This window comes from Enterobacter sp. B79-1 (assembly GCF_057444735.1).
Genome location: NZ_JBYAZJ010000003.1, coordinates 84,293 through 104,429, shown reverse-complemented (window position 1 = coordinate 104,429; position 20,137 = coordinate 84,293). Strand labels below are relative to the sequence as shown.

Here is a 20,137-nt window from a genome sequence, read left to right as displayed (position 1 = left end):
TATTGTGTTCTTGCCCAAGAGCACAATGGGACAGGTTCCAGACAAATCAACGTATTAGATAGATAAGGAATACCCCCATGTCAGAACGTCTCCAAAATGACGTGGATCCGATCGAAACTCGCGACTGGCTACAGGCGATCGAATCGGTCATCCGTGAAGAAGGTGTTGAGCGCGCTCAGTATCTGATTGATCAGCTGCTTTCTGAAGCCCGCAAAGGCGGTGTGAAGGTTGCTTCAGGTGCAGGGGCTAGCAACTACGTAAACACGATTGCCGTCGAAGACGAACCGGAATACCCGGGCAATCTGGATCTGGAACGTCGTATCCGTTCTGCAATCCGCTGGAACGCCATCATGACCGTTCTGCGCGCATCCAAGAAAGACCTGGAGCTGGGTGGCCACATGGCGTCCTTCCAGTCTTCTGCCACCGTTTACGAAGTGTGCTTCAACCACTTCTTCCGTGCAGCGAACGAGAAAGACGGCGGCGATCTGGTGTACTTCCAGGGCCACATCTCTCCGGGCATCTATGCACGTGCATTCCTGGAAGGTCGTCTGACTGAAGAGCAGATGAACAACTTCCGTCAGGAAGTTCACGGTAAAGGTCTGTCTTCTTACCCGCACCCTAAACTGATGCCTGAATTCTGGCAGTTCCCGACCGTATCTATGGGTCTGGGCCCAATCGGTGCGATCTACCAGGCTAAATTCCTGAAATACCTGGAACACCGTGGTCTGAAAGACACCTCCGAGCAGACCGTTTACGCCTTCCTGGGCGACGGCGAAATGGATGAGCCAGAATCTAAAGGTGCGATCACCATCGCAACCCGTGAGAAGCTGGACAACCTGTGCTTCATCATCAACTGTAACCTGCAGCGTCTGGATGGTCCGGTAACCGGTAACGGCAAGATCATCAACGAACTGGAAGGCATCTTCGCAGGTGCTGGCTGGAACGTGATCAAAGTCATGTGGGGCGGTCGCTGGGATGAGCTGCTGCGTAAAGACACCAGCGGTAAACTGATCCAGCTGATGAACGAAACCGTTGACGGTGACTACCAGACCTTCAAATCCAAAGACGGTGCCTACGTTCGTGAGCACTTCTTCGGCAAATACCCTGAAACCGCAGCACTGGTTGCAGACTGGACTGATGAGCAGATCTGGGCCCTGAACCGCGGTGGTCACGATCCGAAGAAAGTCTACGCTGCACTGAAAAAAGCGCAGGAAACCAAAGGTAAAGCGACTGTAATCCTGGCCCATACCATCAAAGGTTACGGCATGGGTGATACCGCAGAAGGTAAAAACATCGCTCACCAGGTTAAGAAAATGAACATGGACGGCGTGCGTTATATCCGCGACCGTTTCAACGTTCCTGTGACCGATGAGCAGGTAGAAAACCTGTCTTACATCACCTTCCCGGAAGGGTCTGAAGAGCACAAGTACCTGCACGAACGTCGTCAGGCGCTGAAAGGCTACCTGCCAGCTCGCCAGCCTAACTTCACCGAGAAGCTGGAACTGCCAGCGCTGGAAGACTTCTCTCAGCTGCTGGAAGAGCAGAACAAAGAGATCTCTACCACTATCGCTTTCGTTCGTGCCCTGAACGTGATGCTGAAGAACAAGTCGATCAAAGATCGTCTGGTTCCAATCATCGCTGACGAAGCGCGTACTTTCGGTATGGAAGGTCTGTTCCGTCAGATCGGTATCTACAGCCCGAACGGCCAGCAGTACACCCCGCAGGACCGTGAGCAGGTTGCATACTACAAAGAAGACGAGAAAGGTCAGATCCTGCAGGAAGGTATCAACGAGCTGGGCGCAGGCGCATCCTGGCTGGCTGCTGCGACCTCTTACAGCACCAACAACCTGCCGATGATCCCGTTCTACATTTACTACTCCATGTTCGGGTTCCAGCGTATCGGTGACCTGTGCTGGCAGGCTGGCGACCAGCAGGCTCGCGGCTTCCTGGTAGGCGGTACCTCCGGTCGTACGACTCTGAACGGTGAAGGTCTGCAGCACGAAGATGGCCACAGCCACATTCAGTCTCTGACTATCCCTAACTGTATCTCTTACGACCCGTCTTACGCGTACGAAGTGGCAGTCATCATGCATGACGGTCTGACCCGCATGTACGGTGAAGCGCAAGAGAACATTTACTACTACATCACCACCCTGAACGAAAACTACCACATGCCGGCAATGCCAGCAGGTGCCGAGGAAGGTATCCGTAAAGGTATCTACAAACTCGAAACCCTCGAAGGTAGCAAAGGTAAAGTTCAGCTGCTGGGCTCCGGTTCTATCCTGCGTCACGTACGTGAAGCAGCACAGATCCTGGCGAAAGACTACGGTGTGGGTTCCGACGTGTACTCTGTGACCTCCTTCACTGAGCTGGCGCGTGATGGCCAGGATTGTGAGCGCTGGAACATGCTGCACCCAATGGAAACTCCACGCGTTCCGTACATCGCTCAGGTGATGAACGATGCACCAGCGGTGGCGTCTACTGACTATATGAAACTGTTCGCAGAGCAGGTTCGTACTTACGTTCCAGCTGATGATTATCGCGTTCTGGGTACTGACGGCTTCGGTCGTTCTGACAGCCGCGAAAACCTGCGCCACCACTTCGAAGTTGATGCTTCTTACGTGGTTGTAGCAGCACTGGGCGAACTGGCTAAACGTGGCGAAATCGATAAGAAAGTGGTTGCGGACGCAATCACCAAATTCAACATCGATGCAGAAAAAGTTAACCCGCGTCTGGCGTAAGAGGTAAAAGAATAATGGCTATCGAAATCAATGTACCGGACATCGGGGCTGATGAAGTTGAAATCACCGAGATCCTGGTCAAAGTAGGCGACAAAGTTGAAGCTGAACAGTCGCTGATCACCGTAGAAGGCGATAAAGCCTCTATGGAAGTCCCGTCTCCTCAGGCTGGCATCGTTAAAGAGATCAAAGTCTCTGTTGGCGATAAAACCGAGACTGGCAAACTGATCATGATTTTCGATTCCGCCGACGGTGCAGCAGCTGCTGCACCTGCGCAGGAAGAGAAGAAAGCCGCTCCGGCCGCCGCTGCTCCAGCAGCTGCCGCGAGCGCGAAAGAAGTGAACGTGCCTGACATCGGCGGTGACGAAGTAGAAGTCACTGAAATCCTGGTGAAAGTGGGCGACACCGTTGCGGCCGAGCAGTCACTGATCACCGTAGAAGGCGACAAAGCCTCTATGGAAGTGCCCGCTCCGTTCGCCGGTACCGTTAAAGAGATCAAGATCAACACCGGTGACAAAGTGTCTACCGGGTCGCTGATCATGATCTTCGAAGTGGCGGGTGCTGCACCTGCTGCTGCGCCAGCACAGGCCGCTGCTCCGGCTCCGGCCGCTGCACCAGCAGCTGCTGGCGGCGCGAAAGACGTTAACGTACCGGACATCGGCGGTGACGAAGTTGAAGTAACCGAAGTGATGGTGAAAGTGGGCGACAAAGTTGCCGCTGAACAGTCACTGATCACCGTTGAAGGCGACAAGGCTTCTATGGAAGTCCCAGCGCCGTTCGCGGGTACCGTTAAAGAGATCAAAATCAGCACCGGCGACAAAGTGTCTACCGGCTCTCTGATCATGGTCTTCGAAGTGGAAGGCGCTGCGCCTGCCGCAGCTCCGGCTGCCGCGGCTGCACCGGCACCTGCTGCTGCACCGGCTCAGGCGGCTAAACCTGCTGCAAAAGCGGAAGGCAAATCTGAGTTCGCTGAAAACGACGCTTACGTCCACGCTACCCCGCTGATTCGTCGCCTGGCGCGCGAATTCGGTGTGAACCTGGCGAAAGTGAAAGGGACCGGCCGTAAGGGTCGTATCCTGCGCGAAGACGTTCAGACCTACGTGAAAGACGCGGTGAAACGCGCCGAAGCTGCACCTGCTGCAGCCGCCGGTGGCGGTATCCCGGGCATGCTGCCATGGCCAAAAGTGGACTTCAGCAAGTTCGGCGAAATCGAAGAAGTGGAGCTGGGCCGCATCCAGAAAATCTCTGGTGCTAACCTGAGCCGTAACTGGGTGATGATCCCGCACGTTACGCACTTCGATAAGACCGATATCACCGATCTGGAAGCGTTCCGTAAACAGCAGAACGCCGAAGCTGAGAAGCGTAAGCTGGACGTGAAATTCACCCCAGTGGTCTTCATCATGAAAGCTGTTGCCGCTGCCCTTGAGCAGATGCCACGCTTCAACAGCTCCCTGTCCGAAGACGGTCAGAAGCTGACGCTGAAGAAATACATCAACATCGGTGTTGCGGTTGATACGCCAAATGGTCTGGTTGTTCCGGTCTTCAAAGACGTGAACAAGAAGAGCATTACCGAGCTGTCCCGTGAACTGACCACCATCTCCAAGAAAGCGCGTGATGGTAAGCTGACTGCCGGCGAAATGCAGGGCGGCTGCTTCACTATCTCCAGCATCGGCGGCCTGGGTACCACCCACTTCGCGCCGATTGTGAACGCGCCGGAAGTGGCTATCCTCGGTGTGTCCAAGTCCGCGATGGAGCCGGTGTGGAATGGCAAAGAGTTCGTGCCGCGTCTGATGATGCCAATCTCTCTGTCCTTCGACCACCGCGTGATCGACGGTGCTGATGGTGCGCGCTTCATCACCATCATCAACAACACCCTGAGCGACATTCGCCGCCTGGTGATGTAATCGAAAAGCCGGCCAGTCGGCCGGCTTTTTTCTGATAATCTCACGGTGTTTGTGAGGTTATTGGCGAAAGCGACAATTCGTGAGCCGTTTGTTGTTTCAAAATTGTTAACAATTTTGTAAACTGCGGGCGGATAGAACGACCCGGTGGACGACGGGTATAAATTAAGAGGTCATGATGAGCACAGAAATCAAAACTCAGGTCGTAGTACTTGGGGCAGGCCCGGCAGGTTACTCCGCAGCATTCCGCGCCGCGGATTTAGGTCTGGAAACCGTCATCGTAGAACGTTACAGCACCCTCGGCGGTGTTTGTCTGAACGTCGGCTGTATCCCTTCTAAAGCGCTGCTGCACGTAGCGAAAGTTATCGAAGAAGCCAAAGCGCTGGCTGAACACGGTATCGTCTTCGGCGAGCCGAAAACCGATATCGACAAAATTCGTACCTGGAAAGAGAAAGTTATCACTCAGCTGACCGGCGGTCTGGCGGGTATGGCCAAAGGCCGTAAAGTGAAAGTGGTAAACGGTCTGGGTAAATTCACCGGTGCGAACACCCTGGAAGTGGAAGGCGAAAACGGCAAAACCGTGATCAACTTCGACAACGCGATCATCGCGGCAGGCTCTCGCCCAATCGAACTGCCATTCATTCCGCATGAAGATCCACGCGTGTGGGATTCCACCGATGCCCTGGAGCTGAAAACCGTTCCTAAGCGTCTGCTGGTCATGGGCGGCGGTATCATCGGTCTGGAAATGGGTACCGTGTACCATGCGCTGGGTTCAGAGATCGACGTGGTTGAAATGTTCGACCAGGTTATCCCGGCAGCCGACAAAGACATCGTTAAAGTCTTCACCAAACGCATCAGCAAGAAATTCAACCTGATGCTGGAAACCAAAGTGACTGCCGTTGAAGCGAAAGAAGACGGCATTTACGTTTCCATGGAAGGCAAAAAAGCCCCTGCAGAAGCGCAGCGTTACGACGCCGTGCTGGTGGCGATCGGCCGCGTGCCGAACGGTAAAAACCTCAATGCTGGCGCAGCTGGCGTGGAAGTGGACGACCGTGGCTTTATCCGCGTTGATAAGCAGCTGCGCACCAACGTGCCGCACATCTTTGCTATCGGCGACATCGTCGGTCAGCCAATGCTGGCGCACAAAGGTGTTCACGAAGGTCACGTTGCCGCTGAAGTTATCGCTGGCATGAAACACTACTTCGATCCGAAAGTGATCCCATCTATCGCGTACACCGAGCCAGAAGTTGCCTGGGTGGGTCTGACCGAGAAAGAAGCGAAAGAGAAAGGCATCAGCTACGAAACCGCCACCTTCCCGTGGGCTGCTTCTGGCCGTGCTATTGCTTCCGATTGCGCAGATGGCGTGACCAAACTGATCTTCGACAAAGAGACTCACCGCGTGATCGGTGGTGCGATTGTCGGCACCAACGGCGGCGAGCTGCTGGGTGAAATCGGTCTGGCTATCGAAATGGGTTGCGACGCGGAAGACATCGCGCTGACCATCCACGCGCACCCGACTCTGCACGAGTCCGTGGGCCTGGCGGCAGAAGTGTTCGAAGGTAGCATTACGGACCTGCCAAACGCGAAAGCGAAGAAGAAATAAGTTTCTCTGCGCTTGATAAACGCCTCTCCGGAGGCGTTTTTTTTTGCCTGTAACTACCTGATTTAGTAGTCATCCTGTTGATACTTCCGCTAAAAATTTCCCTTCATCTGCCGATACTTTTTTCACCATTGTGTGGCTACTGGCCACGCGGTTTAGGGGTTCTGGACTCTTTTATTACACGAAAAAAGGAAAATACATGTCTTTGAAGAAAGTTGCGGTAATTGGCTTAGTGGCGGCAGCGCTGACGCTGACAGGGTGCGGTGCGGTAACGACGGCGGTGAAGAAACGCAACCTGGAAGTGAAAACCCAGATGAGTGAAACCGTCTGGCTTGAGCCATCCAACGAGAAAACGGTCTACATTCAGGTTAAAAACACCTCCGATAAAGACATGAGCAACCTGCAGACCCTGCTGGCGAACGACCTGATTGCCAAGGGCTATAAAGTGACCAGCTCCCCTGACGGCGCATACTACTGGGTGCAGGCAAACGTCCTGAAAGCCGACAAAATGGACCTGCGTGAAGCTCAGGGCTACCTGAAAACCGGGTACGAAGGTGCGGCTGTGGGCGCTGCACTGGGTGCCGGGATCACCGCTTATAACAGTAACTCTTCCGGCGCAGCGCTGGGCGTGGGTCTGGCGGCGGGCCTGATCGGCATGGCGGCAGACGCCATGGTGGAAGATGTAAACTACACCATGGTGACTGACCTGCAGATCTCTGAGCGCAGCAAAGCAAAAGTCACAACCGATAATATCGCTGCCCTGCGTCAGGGTACCTCTGGCGTGAAACTGCAGACCAGCACCGAGCAGGGCGATCGTGCGAAGTATCAGACCCGCGTGGTGTCTAACGCCAACAAGGTGAACCTGAAGTTCGAAGAGGCGAAGCCGGTTCTGGAAGCGCAGCTGGCGAAATCGGTCGCCAATATTCTGTAGGAAAACAGCCGGGTGGCGACGTCGCCTTACCCGGCCTGCCTGCATTACGGGGCGACGGGTTGCCAGGTTTTATCCAGAGGGTATGCGGTCAGGGCATTTGCTTTCTTCGCGGAATCACTGCCGAGATCGCTCTGGTACACCTTGTCGTCCTGATTGATGGTGAAGCTCATCACCCCCGTCTGACCGTAAGTGACTGGCCAGGCGATCATTGCGAAACCGTTATTATACGGCAAAATGCGAAAACGATAGCCGTGATAGCCTGCTCCTGGCTCTTTCGGACTGAAGGCCGGACCCAGCGGGCTTGGCGCTTCGCCTGGCGAGACGGGCCAGTACAGACCGTCCTTTTTCCCCTCAGAACTGACAATTTTCTGCGCATACTTCTGATTCAACCCAAAATAGCTCTGCTGAGCATCGACATAGGCATGCAGCGCCTCGATGGCACCGAGTTCGTTACGCCCAATCTCGCGCGTGAGGATCGCTTCGGCGCCTGCTTTAATGTCAAACTGCCAGCCGGTAGCGGTTTTCATCACCGGGATCGGCAACTGCCAGTCGCTCTCTCCAACAACCAGATGCGCCACATCGCCCTCGATGGCGGTATCATGGCGAACTTTCCAGTCTCTCAGGAAACGATCGACGGCATCCGGGTCGACCCCTTCAGGCGGCAGGAAGTCGCGCCAGTTCTCCCCAAGCAGGTCGCTCATTGCACGTTCATCATGCTTACTGATGGCGCTCACCAGCGCGTCGGTTGCCTGGCCTGGCGTGCTGAATGATTGCTGTGCCATCGCGGTGGCCGAAAGCATGAATAACGCCATTCCACAAAGAAGTTTACTTTTCATGTCGGCTCCCTTAACGGTGACGGAATTCACGGTGTTCTGCGCGTCCGGCTGAGGCCTGACGGGGCTGCTGATGGCGGGCAGCGACTTGCCTGCTCTGCTCGCCCCGACGCTGCTGGGCTTGCCAGTTGCCGGACCGGCTGTCGTTGCCGCTCAGCGCATTTGCGCGATGCTGGCTGGTTCGCTGCTGAACATTTCTCTGCTGGGTCGTGCGCTGCTGTGAGGGTTGCGAAACCCGTTTTTCCTGTCGTTGTGTGGCCGCACGGTTGTTCTCAGTTCGCTTCGCGATGTGCGGTTTGGTGTCGTAGCCGCGGTAGTTATTGCGCTGTGAAATCTGCTTCAGCTGTTGGCTGGAAGCCTGACGCTGTGCATCTCGGGTTGTCGGGCGCGTTGCCTGAGGGAACGTTTTTCCTGTCGATTTTTCCATTTGGCTCAATGCGGCCTGACGCTGGCTGTCTCGATTGACCGGTTTTTGCTGCGTCGCACTGAGCCCTGTCGCCGCTTTCGTGGAGTGGAAACGGGTATTGAGCTGGTTGGTCGGGTACGGCACCCCTTCACGATAGGCCGGGTTGTGCTGCCAGGTGCGGTTGGCGTCCGTCAGCCGCTGTCCGCTGATTTTATTGAAGTTATCAACGTTGATATTGATGTTGTTATCGCCGTTGCGGTTATAGCCGCCATGATTATCCCAGTCATCATCGTGATGGTGGTGGTCCCAGTCATCGTCGTCATCCCAGTCGATATTGCTGAAGATGGCATAGGTTGTGGCCACCCCCAGACTGAAGCCGAGACCCTTGACCAGACTGTCGGTAAATTGCTCCCCGGGTGAGGGCGGTAAATAGGTGGGCGGGTAGGCCGCGTTTGGCCAGGTACCGTAAACCGTATTGGGGTTATAGGTCGGAACGTAAACCACCTGCGGATCGGCGGATTCAATTTTGATCACCGTCGGGCTTGTGGTGGTGGCGTTTGTTGACTCGCTGGTGGTGGTTTTTGCAGGGGCAGGTTTCGTCACGGTCGTGACCGTTTGCTGTGGCGTTGATTGCAATGCACCGGTTTGTTGCGCCAGCAAGCGCAGGCGTTGAACGGAATCCATTACGTCTTTCGGTTGGGCGAGGAAGGCATCGCCCAGATTTTGGACCCAGGGCGGATTTTCACCCATCAGCGACATCAACTGAGGAAACGCCACCAGCGACTTTACGCTCGGATCCCACGGCTGACCAGCAACGGCCTGAATGGCGGCATCGCCCTGCATTTTGGGATTATCTTTTGACCACTGTGCCGCCTGGATAACGTTTGACGGGTAGGTCGAGGCCATTAAAATTTGCGACAGCAGGGCATCCGGGTAGAGCGCAACTGGGGCAACCCACTGATCGATCTGCGCGGCCGTGTACGTGGGTGCGACGACAGGGGCGGGCTGGGCTGCGGCAGGTGCTGCCGGTTGTTGTGCGACGGGGGCTGGTGCAACGGGCTCCGTTGCCCGGCTTTTGACAAACATAACGCCTGAGGCGGCAAACAGCCCGGCACTGCAGAGAAGGACAAGCAGGTGTGGCTTAAAGGGCAACTTCATAAAATGACTCCAACGAGACAAGCGCTGTGCCGTGAGGCGTTCTTGTTGCCGCGAGTATTATTCACCCGTGTATGACAGTTTTGACTTTTCTTGGGAAACCAGCGAAGCGTCCGGATAAAGAGTGTGTGCATTTATTACACAATTATATGCGATGCGGGAAAAGGCGCCGGGAATTCAGAAGGCCGCTCTTGCGAGCGGCCAGCAGCTAGTTGCCGAGGTTGACGACAAACAGCACCGTGATGTCGGATATGTTCCAGCCACCGTGCAGCGCGGTTAGCAGTAAACCGGTCACAACGATCAGCGCAGTGATTCGCATCTCCATTGCGTGCGTTCCTGTACAGGCTACGCGGGTTCATTCTTCACCGGGAAAGGCAGAACCAGGCAAATGAGTACATTGCCGCGTAGGTTACGGAACTGCTTCCGGGCCCGGTGACTGGTTGCTACACCAGCGAAGCAGGCCGGGCGCAACAGTATTACAGCCGAAATGGACTGAAAAGAGGTGAAATGCAGTTTCATCCTTTTTCATTCGAAACTGGATGTCGGCTCGTAAACACAAAATATGTGCTTGCGGATCTACATACTCAGGCGCATTATTCATGACGAGTGCATTGCCGCAAATCTGCCAACACGGTGTGCTACCACCGCAAGGCAACAAATAAACCGCTACCAGGCGGTTTTTTTGTACCCAAAATTCGTCTCGTCTCCCCGCTACACCATGCTTAACGATTCAGCAAATTTTTTAATGTTGCTTTTTTGTAAACGGATTAACACTGTGCAGAAATCCTGCTATGCTGCCCGACGCGGTATCGGGCATTTACCCTACAAACTGCTGTCTCACAGGAGCGTGAAGAGAACGCCCGCCGCATATGACAATGAGAGCGAGGAGAACCGTCGTGCTAGAAGAATACCGTAAGCACGTAGCAGAACGTGCCGCCGAGGGAATTGTACCCAAACCTTTAGATGCAACCCAAATGGCCGCGCTCGTCGAGCTGCTGAAGAACCCGCCTAAGGGCGAAGAAGAATTCCTGTTAGATCTGTTGATCAACCGCGTACCGCCTGGCGTAGATGAAGCTGCCTACGTAAAAGCCGGATTCCTTGCTGCTATCGCCAAAGGCGAAGCCACCTCCCCACTGGTTACTCCTGAAAAAGCCATTGAACTGCTCGGCACCATGCAGGGTGGTTACAACATTCATCCGCTGATTGACGCGCTGGATAACGACAAGCTGGCACCGATTGCCGCTAAAGCGCTCTCTTCCACGCTGCTGATGTTCGATAACTTCTACGATGTAGAAGAAAAAGCCAAAGCGGGCAACGTCTATGCGAAGCAGGTGATGCAGTCCTGGGCGGATGCCGAATGGTTCCTGAACCGTCCTGCTCTGGCAGAAAAAATCACCGTTACCGTCTTTAAAGTGACCGGTGAAACCAACACCGATGACCTGTCTCCGGCACCGGACGCGTGGTCTCGCCCGGATATCCCTCTGCATGCCCTGGCGATGCTGAAAAACGCCCGTGAAGGCATTGAGCCGGATCAGCCGGGCAGCGTCGGCCCGATCAAACAGATCGAAGCCCTGCAGGAGAAAGGTTTTCCGCTGGCTTACGTGGGTGACGTTGTGGGTACCGGCTCTTCTCGTAAATCCGCAACCAACTCCGTGCTGTGGTTTATGGGCGACGATATCCCTCACGTGCCTAACAAGCGCGGCGGTGGCCTGTGCCTGGGTGGCAAAATTGCGCCGATCTTCTTCAACACCATGGAAGATGCGGGCGCACTGCCGATTGAAGTGGATGTGTCCAACCTGAACATGGGCGATGTGATTGACGTTTACCCGTTCAAGGGCGAAGTGCGCAACCACGAAACCAACGAACTGCTGGCAAGCTTCGAGCTGAAAACCGACGTGCTGATCGACGAAGTGCGTGCAGGTGGCCGTATCCCGCTGATTATCGGTCGTGGCCTGACCACCAAAGCGCGTGAAGCGCTGGGTCTGCCGCACAGTGACGTGTTCCGTCAGGCGAAAGATGTGGCGGAGAGCAGCCGTGGTTACTCTCTGGCGCAGAAAATGGTGGGCCGTGCGTGCGGCGTAGCGGGTGTTCGTCCGGGCGCGTACTGCGAGCCTAAGATGACCTCCGTGGGCTCTCAGGACACCACCGGTCCAATGACCCGTGACGAACTGAAAGACCTGGCGTGCCTGGGCTTCTCTTCCGATCTGGTGATGCAGTCCTTCTGCCACACCGCGGCGTATCCGAAGCCGGTTGACGTGACCACGCACCACACGCTGCCAGACTTCATCATGAACCGCGGCGGCGTCTCTCTGCGTCCGGGCGACGGCGTCATCCACTCCTGGCTGAACCGCATGCTGCTGCCGGATACCGTGGGTACTGGCGGTGACTCTCACACCCGTTTCCCAATCGGTATCTCCTTCCCGGCGGGCTCTGGTCTGGTGGCGTTTGCTGCTGCGACCGGCGTGATGCCGCTGGATATGCCGGAATCGGTGCTGGTGCGCTTCAAAGGTAAAATGCAGCCGGGTATCACCCTGCGCGACCTGGTTCACGCGATCCCGCTGTATGCGATTAAACAGGGCCTGCTGACCGTTGAGAAGAAAGGGAAGAAAAACATCTTCTCTGGCCGCATTCTGGAAATTGAAGGTCTGCCGGATCTTAAAGTGGAGCAGGCGTTCGAGCTGACCGATGCCTCCGCCGAGCGTTCTGCTGCGGGCTGTACCATCAAGCTGAACCAGGCGCCAATCGAAGAGTACCTGACTTCCAACATCGTGCTGCTGAAGTGGATGATTGCGGAAGGCTACGGCGACCGTCGTACCCTGGAGCGTCGTATTCAGGGCATGGAAAAATGGCTGGCGGATCCACAGCTGCTGGAAGCCGATGCTGACGCAGAGTACGCAGCGGTGATCGACATCGATCTGGCGGATATTAAAGAGCCGATCCTCTGTGCACCGAACGATCCGGATGATGCGCGTCCGCTCTCTGAAGTTCAGGGCGAGAAAATCGACGAAGTGTTCATCGGTTCCTGCATGACCAACATCGGTCACTTCCGCGCTGCCGGTAAGCTGCTGGATACCCATAAAGGCCAGCTGCCGACCCGTCTGTGGGTGGCACCGCCAACCCGTATGGACGCGGCGCAGCTGACCGAAGAGGGTTACTACAGCGTGTTTGGTAAGAGCGGTGCGCGTATTGAAATCCCTGGCTGTTCCCTCTGTATGGGTAACCAGGCGCGCGTGGCTGACGGTGCGACGGTGGTTTCCACCTCTACCCGTAACTTCCCGAACCGTTTAGGTACTGGTGCGAACGTCTTCCTGGCCTCTGCGGAGCTGGCGGCGGTTGCGGCGCTGATTGGCAAACTGCCAACGCCGGAAGAGTACCAGACCTTTGTGGCTCAGGTAGATAAGACGGCGGTGGATACCTATCGCTATCTGAACTTCGACCAGCTCTCTCAGTACACCGAGAAGGCCGACGGGGTGATCTTCCAGACGGCAGTATAAACAGCAAAACCGTCTCATAGAGACGGTTTTTAGTGTTTGCACCCTCTCCCGTGGGAGAGGGACGGGGTGAGGGCATCAGGCCGCAGGGTCTTGCTCTCACCTTTTTATTTTCATTCCTCCCGCCTCTCCCGCTTTTTTTCTTCCTCGCTGCTGCGATAATTACCCTAATGGCTTTGCAGAGGAAAACACTATGGATTACGAATTTCTGCGCGACATCACCGGAGTGGTGAAAGTGCGTATGTCGATGGGCCACGAAGCCGTTGGACACTGGTTTAACGAAGAGGTGAAGGAGAATCTCGCACTTCTTGATGAAGTGGAAGAGGCGGCGAAGACGGTAAAAGGCAGTGAGCGCTCCTGGCAGCGCGCCGGGCATGAATACACCCTGTGGATGAATGGCGAAGAGGTGATGGTGCGCGCCAACCAGCTCGAGTTTTCAGGTGACGAGATGGAAGAGGGGATGAGCTACTACGATGAAGAGAGCCTGTCGATGTGCGGCGTCGAGGATTTCCTTCAGGTGGTAAATGCGTACCGCGACTTTATGAAACAGAAATAACAGACCGGAGCATCCCTGCTCCGGCTTGCTCTTACACGGCCGGAATATTGCGGCCGTAGTAGATCTCGCGCATCTCTTTCCAGAGCAGGTCAGTAATCGCCTTACGCTCTTCTTCGCTCAAATCTTCCGGTTTGGTATGGAACATGTAGTGCTTAAGGTCGAACTCCTTAAGTAACATCTTGGTATGGAAGATGTTCTCCTGATATACGTTCACGTCCATCATGTCGTACAGCGATTTCATGTCTTCAGACATAAAGTTCTGAATAGAGTTGATCTCATGGTCGATAAAGTGCTTCATACCGTTGATATCACGGGTAAAACCACGCACGCGATAATCAATCGTGACGATGTCCGATTCCAGCTGGTGGATTAAATAGTTCAGTGCGTTTAGCGGTGAGATCACGCCGCAGGTCGACACTTCGATATCGGCGCGGAAGGTGCATAGCCCGCCTTCAGGGTGGCTTTCCGGATAAGTGTGTACGCAGATGTGGCTCTTATCGAGATGCGCGACGACCACTTCCGGCAGCGGGCCCGGATGCTCGGTTTTGTCGATAAGCTTCGGGTCTACCGGCTCTTCGCTCACCAGAATGGTGACGCTCGCGCCCTGAGGTTCATAATCCTGACGCGCGATGTTCAGGATATTGGCGCCAATGATTGAGCAGGTTTCTGACAGGATCTCCGTCAGGCGGTTAGCGTTGTAGAGTTCATCGATATAGGCGATGTAGCCATCGCGTTCTTCTGCAGTTTTGACGTAGCAGATATCGTAAATACAAAAACTCAGGCTTTTGGTCAGGTTGTTAAAGCCATGCAGTTTCAGCTTTTTCAATTAGCTCACCCCCTTTGAGGACAGTGCGTCTTGCAGATATTGTGGCAAGGCAAACGCCGCGGTATGGACGGCCGGGTTGTAATAGCGACATTTAAGACCCGCCTGGTGGAAGCGCGCCTGAATGATTTCGGTAGAGAGATGACGCAGCACCTCGTTGTCGGTCGCCCACGCAAAGGTCATGATCCCGCCGTAATAGGTCGGGATCGCGGCCTGGTAGAAGCTGACATCGCTAAAGTAGGTGCTCAGCTTGCGGTGGCTGTCGAGGGCTTCATCCTGCTGCAGGAAGCAGACGCCGTTTTGCGCGACGAAGATACCGCCTGGGTTCAGGCAGCGCTTGCAGCCTTCATAGAACGAGGAGGTAAACAGCGACGCGCCAGGGCCGATCGGATCGGTGCAGTCAGAGATAATCACATCAAACGTTTGCGTGGTCTGGTTAACAAAATTGACGCCGTCGTCGATAACCAGATTAAAGCGCGGATCGTCGTAGCTGCCGGCATTATGGTTGGGCAGGTACTGACGGCAGAACGAAACCACACCCGCGTCAATTTCCACCATCGTGATGGTTTCGACGGACTGATGGCGGGACACTTCACGCAGCATAGCGCCGTCGCCGCCGCCAATAATCAGAACGTGCTTTGCGTGGCCGTGGGCCAGCAGCGGAACGTGGGTCATCATCTCATGATAAATAAACTCATCGCGCTCGGTGGTTTGCACCACGCCGTCCAGCGCCATGACGCGGCCAAAGGCAGCGTTCTCGAAGATGATCAGATCCTGATGATCGGTCTTCTCGTGATAAAGCACGTTATCAACGGCAAAGTACTGACCAAACTGATCGTGCAGCGTTTCTTGCCATACCGTTTTCTCGGTCATGGGCTGTCCTCTCCATCGTTTACATCCTGACAATCAGCAGAAGGGGCGCAACACATCACCGCCGTGAAGCGGTTAGCGAGTCAACAAGGGGCGTCGGGAAGGTTACTTCACGTAGGCGAGCAGGCTGAGTGAATCACGAGCCAGCGCTTTGCATTTTTTAGCAGTGGGAATACCGATACCGCTCAAATCGCGGTAGCTGTCTTCACCGAGCGCCTTCATGTCGAAGCTGTCGTAGTTGCTGAGATCCCATTGGTTCTGCTGGGCAAAAAAGACCAGTGCGCGACGAATCTGCCCGTTGGGTAAATTCTGGTAACCACAATCGTTTTTCAGAAACACAAACACCGCCGTGAGATCGGCCATATCTTCTGCTTCGTTTTCACTCAGCGCGTAACTGTTCGCACACATCGCCATCAGGCCACTGAACAAAATTGTTCTGAAAAACGTCTTCATTGCTTCTACCACTGCATCACGGAAAATTAACGTTAGCATACTTGATGCCAGGCCGACGACCTTTATTATTGCCGCTTTACTTGACCTTCCGGTAAGGGGAGGGTTTATGCTCAAAAGATCGCCGGCTGGAAATAAGGAAATGAACATGCAACGTCGTGATTTTTTAAAATATTCCGCTGCGCTGGGGGCTGCCAGCGCATTACCACTCTGGAGTCGCGCCGTTTTCGCGGCTGACAGACCCGCCTTACCCATTCCTGAATTGCTGACTGCGGATGCCCGCAGTCGTATCCAGCTTGTGGTGCAATCGGGCAAAACGACCTTTGGTGCGAATACCGCCACAACCTGGGGCTATAACGGAAATCTCCTCGGCCCGGCGCTCCAGTTACGCAAAGGAAAAACCGTCACCGTTGATATCCATAACACGCTGTCGGAAGAGACCACGCTGCACTGGCACGGGCTGGAAGTGCCGGGCGAAGTGGACGGGGGACCGCAGGGCGTTATCAAGGCTGGTGGCAAACGCAGCGTGACCTTTACACCTGACCAACGTGCGGCGACCTGCTGGTTCCACCCGCATCAGCACGGCAAAACGGGCCATCAGGTGGCGATGGGGCTGGCGGGGCTGGTGCTGATTGAAGACGACGAAAGCCGCCTGCTACGCCTGCCGAAACAGTGGGGCATCGACGACGTTCCGGTGATTGTGCAGGACAAGAAATTCAATGCTGACGGGCAAATTGACTACCAGCTGGACGTGATGAGTGCGGCGGTGGGCTGGTTTGGCGACACGCTGCTGACCAACGGCGCGATCTACCCTCAGCATGCCGCGCCGAAAGGCTGGCTGCGTTTACGTCTGCTTAACGGCTGTAACGCCCGTTCGCTGAACTTCGCCGCCAGCGATAAACGCCCGCTTTATGTAGTGGCAAGCGACGGTGGACTCCTGCCGGAACCGGTAAAAGTGAACGAGTTGCCGATGCTGATGGGCGAGCGCTTCGAGGTGCTGGTGGACATCAGCGACGGCAAGGCGTTTGACCTCGTAACCCTGCCAGTCAGCCAGATGGGGATGGCGGTTGCGCCATTTGATAAGCCGCATCCGGTGCTGCGTATTCAGCCTTTACTGGTGACCGCTTCCGGCACGTTGCCGGATACGTTAACCACCCTGCCAGCGCTCCCGTCGCTTGACGGGCTTACGCAGCGCAAGCTGCAGCTCTCCATGAGCCCGATGCTCGACATGATGGGCATGCAGGCGCTGATGGCGAAATATGGCGATCAGGCGATGGCGGGGATGCACCACGGGCAGATGATGGGTCATATGAATATGGACCACGGCAAAATGGGCAGCATGGGGAACATGAATCACGGCGACCACGGCTTTGATTTCCATAACGCCAATATGATCAACGGCAAAGCGTTCGACATGAACACGCCGATGTTTGCTGCGACAAAGGGTCAGTTTGAGCGCTGGGTGATTTCGGGCGAAGGGGACATGATGCTGCATCCGTTCCACATCCACGGCACCCAGTTCCGCATTCTCTCAGAAAACGGCAAAGCGCCGGATGCGCACCGCGCGGGCTGGAAAGATACGGTGAGGGTAGAAGGCGGCGTCAGCGAGGTGCTGGTGAAGTTTGACCACGATGCGCCGAAGGAGTTTGCCTATATGGCGCACTGCCATCTGCTGGAGCATGAAGATACGGGGATGATGCTCGGTTTTACCGTTTAAAACAGTGCGGCCTGATGCCCTCACCCTGGCCCTCTCCCACGGGGAGAGGGAACAAACACAAAAACGGCAACCGAGGTTGCCGTTTTGCATCTTTCCGTAGGCCGGGTAAGGCGTAGCCGCCACCCGGCTTTTTCAGTTACTTGTTTTCGTCCGGCAACGCATACGCGACAATATAGTCGCCCATCTTCGTGCCAAACGAACCGTGGCCACCTGCAGAGATGACAACGTACTGCTTGCCATTCACTTCATAGGTCATCGGCGTGGCCTGTCCACCGGCAGGCAGACGACCTTGCCACAGTTTCTCACCGTTGGTCATGTTGTACGCGCGCAGGTAGTTATCTGCAGTTGCCGCGATGAACAGCACGTTACCGGCGGTGGAAATTGGGCCACCCAGCATCGGCATACCCATATTGAACGGCACCGGAACCGGCATTGGGAACGGCATGCTGTCCTGTGGCGTACCAATACGTTTTTTCCATACGATCTGGTTGGTTTTCAGATCCAGACCGGAGATATAACCCCAGGCAGGCTGTTTACACGGCAGACCAAACGGAGACAGGAACGGGTTCAGCGTTACGCCAAACGGTACGCCGTACTGCGGCTGAATACCGGCTTCGGTACCGCTGCCTTTCGCGTCTTTCGGCTGCTCCATTGGGTTGCCCGGACCGCGCGGGATCAGACGGGAAACGAACGGCAGCGCCATTGGGTTGGCAATCGCCACCTGACGGTTCGGGTCGACGGAGATCCCGCCCCACTCGAACATCCCCAGGTTACCTGGGAAGACCAGCGTGCCCTGCTCAGACGGAGGCGTGAAGATGCCTTCGTAGCGCAGCTGATGGAACATCACGCGGCACACCAGCTGGTCAAACATGGTGGCACCCCACATGTCTGCACCGCTGAGGTCTTTCTTCGGACGGAAGCTCAGGTCAGAGAACGGCTGGGTTTTGCTGACGTAGTCTCCTTTTGCGGCGCCCTGCGGAACCGGTTTTTCCGGTGCAGGCACAACCAGCTTACCGTTGCTGCGATCCAGGACGAAGATGTTGCCCGTCTTGGCCGGAGCGTAAATCACCGGAACGGTTTTACCATCGACGGTAATGTCTGCCAGCGTCGGCTGGGACGGCATATCCATATCCCACAGATCGTGGTGAACGGTCTGATAGCTCCACGCCAGTTTACCGGTCGTTGCGTTCAGCGCCACGATAGCGCTCGCGTAACGTTCCTGCTCCGGCGTGCGGTTACCGCCCCAGATATCTGGCGTGGTGACGCCCATCGGCAGGTAGACCAGGTCCAGCTTCGCGTCATACGCCGCCGGGGCCCAGGAGTTTGGCGAGTTAAAGGTAAAGGTGTGCTCGTCCGACGGGATCGCGTTGGGATCTTTCGCACCCGGGTCGAAGGCCCACAGCAGTTTACCGGTGTTTACGTCAAAACCGCGGATGACGCCGGAGGTTTCACGCGTAGAGAAGTTATCCGTTACCGAACCGGCAATCACGATGGTTTTATCGGTGATGATTGGTGGTGACGTTGGCTCATACAGACCCGGCGTGGTGTCCGGCATGTTGGTCTGCAGGTTCAGGATACCTTTGTTGGCAAAGGTTTCGCACAGCTTGCCCGTTTCGGCGTTAATCGCGAACAGACGGCCATCGTTCACCGGCAGCATAATGCGACGCGGGCAGTCGGCGATGACTTCCGGGCTGGCATTATCGGCACGCGCTTCGTGGTAAGAGACGCCACGGCAGGTAACGTGCTGGAACGAAGGATTAGAGTTCAGCTGTGGATCGAAGTGCCATTTCTCTTTACCGGTGGCCGCGTCGAGCGCGAACAGACGCTGGTGCGCCGTACACAGGTAGAGCATGTTGCCCACTTTGATCGGGGTGACTTCGTTGGTCAGTTCACCCGGATCGTTCGGCATCTTCAGGTCACCGGTACGGAATACCCAGGCTTCCTTCAGGTTCTTCACGTTGTCCGCGTTGATCTGCTTCAGCGGAGAGTAGCGTTGACCTTCCTGGTTACGACCATACGCAGGCCAGTCACCGTCAGCGACCTGCGAGATAGCAGCCGCAGGTGTGGATTCCGCGTTCAGCGTACCGTTGATCTCCTGTGGGTCATTAAAACCGGCCCAGGTCAGAATGCCGCCGGTAATCAGCAGGGCAACAACCAGGCCCGCCACAGCACCGCTTGAAGGCACAATCAGGCGACGCCAGACGAACGGCAGGATCAGCCAGATACCAAAGAAGACCAGGATGTCGCTGCGCGGCGTCAGTGCCCAGAAGTCGAACCCGACTTCCCAGACGCCCCAGATCATGGTGGCAAGGAGGAGTGCGGCATACAGCCACAGTGCGGATTGTTTTCTACGCAAGAGCAGGACGGTTACGGCAACCATAACCAGACCCGCAATCGGGTAGTACCAGGAGCCGCCTAAAGCGACCAGCCAGACGCCACCGATTAACAGATACAGCGCGCAGAAGGCTGCGAACGCGGCTGTTAATGTCACCAGTAGACGCGGCTGTTTAGAGTTTGTTTCAGCCATAGAAAGTGTACTCGTCAGTTTTTGTTAATAATTTGCTAGCAACTAATTATAGGTATTAACAAGTGTGATCGGAATCACAATATTTGCTTTTTGTAACTCATACGCCAGGGTTATCCATTTGCTGGTATAATGGCGGGCT

General features: G+C 55.5%; 13 protein-coding genes. 7 read left to right on the top strand and 6 right to left on the bottom strand.

Annotation, left to right across the window (positions count from 1 at the left end; genetic code table 11):
• Positions 1–77 precede the first annotated feature (77 nt).
• The 4 genes from aceE (at position 78) to traT (ending at position 7,170) form a co-directional block, all read left to right on the top strand.
• The gene (aceE, locus tag AC2T6E_RS10880; RefSeq protein WP_089599170.1) at positions 78–2,741 is read left to right on the top strand and encodes a pyruvate dehydrogenase (acetyl-transferring), homodimeric type; all 2,664 of its coding nucleotides are present in this window, start codon (positions 78–80) and stop codon (positions 2,739–2,741) included.
• 14 nt (positions 2,742–2,755) lie between these two features.
• Positions 2,756–4,642 carry a pyruvate dehydrogenase complex dihydrolipoyllysine-residue acetyltransferase gene (gene aceF, locus AC2T6E_RS10875; RefSeq protein ID WP_486691663.1) on the top strand — a complete coding sequence of 629 codons (1,887 nt, stop codon included), beginning with the start codon at positions 2,756–2,758 and terminating at the stop codon, positions 4,640–4,642.
• 175 nt (positions 4,643–4,817) lie between these two features.
• Complete coding sequence (gene lpdA, locus AC2T6E_RS10870) at positions 4,818–6,242, top strand: dihydrolipoyl dehydrogenase (RefSeq protein ID WP_042718239.1); 1,425 nt, start codon at positions 4,818–4,820, stop codon at positions 6,240–6,242.
• Positions 6,243–6,438: 196 nt separating this feature from the next.
• A complete protein-coding gene (gene traT, locus AC2T6E_RS10865) occupies positions 6,439–7,170 on the top strand; it encodes a conjugal transfer complement resistance protein TraT (RefSeq protein WP_089599168.1) in 732 nt (243 codons plus the stop codon).
• Between the two features lie 44 nt (positions 7,171–7,214).
• Here traT and AC2T6E_RS10860 read toward each other — a convergent pair whose 3' ends face one another.
• Together AC2T6E_RS10860 and AC2T6E_RS10855 are read right to left on the bottom strand one after the other, a co-directional pair.
• Entirely contained in the window at positions 7,215–8,006 is a 792-nt protein-coding gene (locus tag AC2T6E_RS10860) for a DUF2950 family protein (RefSeq protein WP_148401129.1), read from the bottom strand.
• Positions 8,007–8,016: 10 nt separating this feature from the next.
• Positions 8,017–9,567, bottom strand: a complete 1,551-nt coding sequence (locus AC2T6E_RS10855) for a DUF3300 domain-containing protein (protein ID WP_486691660.1) — start codon at positions 9,565–9,567, stop codon at positions 8,017–8,019.
• An 893-nt stretch (positions 9,568–10,460) separates the two neighbouring features.
• Here AC2T6E_RS10855 and acnB point away from each other — a divergent pair.
• Positions 10,461–13,058 (top strand): bifunctional aconitate hydratase 2/2-methylisocitrate dehydratase, encoded by a 2,598-nt coding sequence (gene acnB, locus AC2T6E_RS10850; RefSeq protein WP_089599165.1) that lies wholly within the window; start codon positions 10,461–10,463, stop codon positions 13,056–13,058.
• A 190-nt stretch (positions 13,059–13,248) separates the two neighbouring features.
• Entirely contained in the window at positions 13,249–13,611 is a 363-nt protein-coding gene (gene yacL / locus AC2T6E_RS10845; protein WP_486691657.1) for a protein YacL, read from the top strand.
• 31 nt (positions 13,612–13,642) lie between these two features.
• Here the strand turns inward: yacL and speD are convergent, their stop codons facing one another.
• The 3 genes from speD to AC2T6E_RS10830 all read right to left on the bottom strand — a co-directional run bounded on the left by speD (position 13,643) and on the right by AC2T6E_RS10830 (position 15,757).
• A complete protein-coding gene (gene speD / locus AC2T6E_RS10840) occupies positions 13,643–14,437 on the bottom strand; it encodes an adenosylmethionine decarboxylase (protein ID WP_042718234.1) in 795 nt (264 codons plus the stop codon).
• A complete protein-coding gene (gene speE, locus AC2T6E_RS10835) occupies positions 14,438–15,307 on the bottom strand; it encodes a polyamine aminopropyltransferase (RefSeq protein ID WP_010426914.1) in 870 nt (289 codons plus the stop codon). It abuts the gene before it with no gap.
• A 102-nt stretch (positions 15,308–15,409) separates the two neighbouring features.
• Complete coding sequence (locus AC2T6E_RS10830) at positions 15,410–15,757, bottom strand: YacC family pilotin-like protein (RefSeq protein ID WP_010426912.1); 348 nt, start codon at positions 15,755–15,757, stop codon at positions 15,410–15,412.
• Positions 15,758–15,902: 145 nt separating this feature from the next.
• Here AC2T6E_RS10830 and cueO point away from each other — a divergent pair, with 145 nt between their 5' ends.
• Positions 15,903–17,471 (top strand): multicopper oxidase CueO, encoded by a 1,569-nt coding sequence (gene cueO / locus AC2T6E_RS10825; RefSeq protein ID WP_486691654.1) that lies wholly within the window; start codon positions 15,903–15,905, stop codon positions 17,469–17,471.
• Positions 17,472–17,607: 136 nt separating this feature from the next.
• Here the strand turns inward: cueO and AC2T6E_RS10820 are convergent, their stop codons facing one another.
• Entirely contained in the window at positions 17,608–19,998 is a 2,391-nt protein-coding gene (locus AC2T6E_RS10820) for a glucose/quinate/shikimate family membrane-bound PQQ-dependent dehydrogenase (RefSeq protein ID WP_121425034.1), read from the bottom strand.
• Positions 19,999–20,137 lie beyond the last annotated feature (139 nt).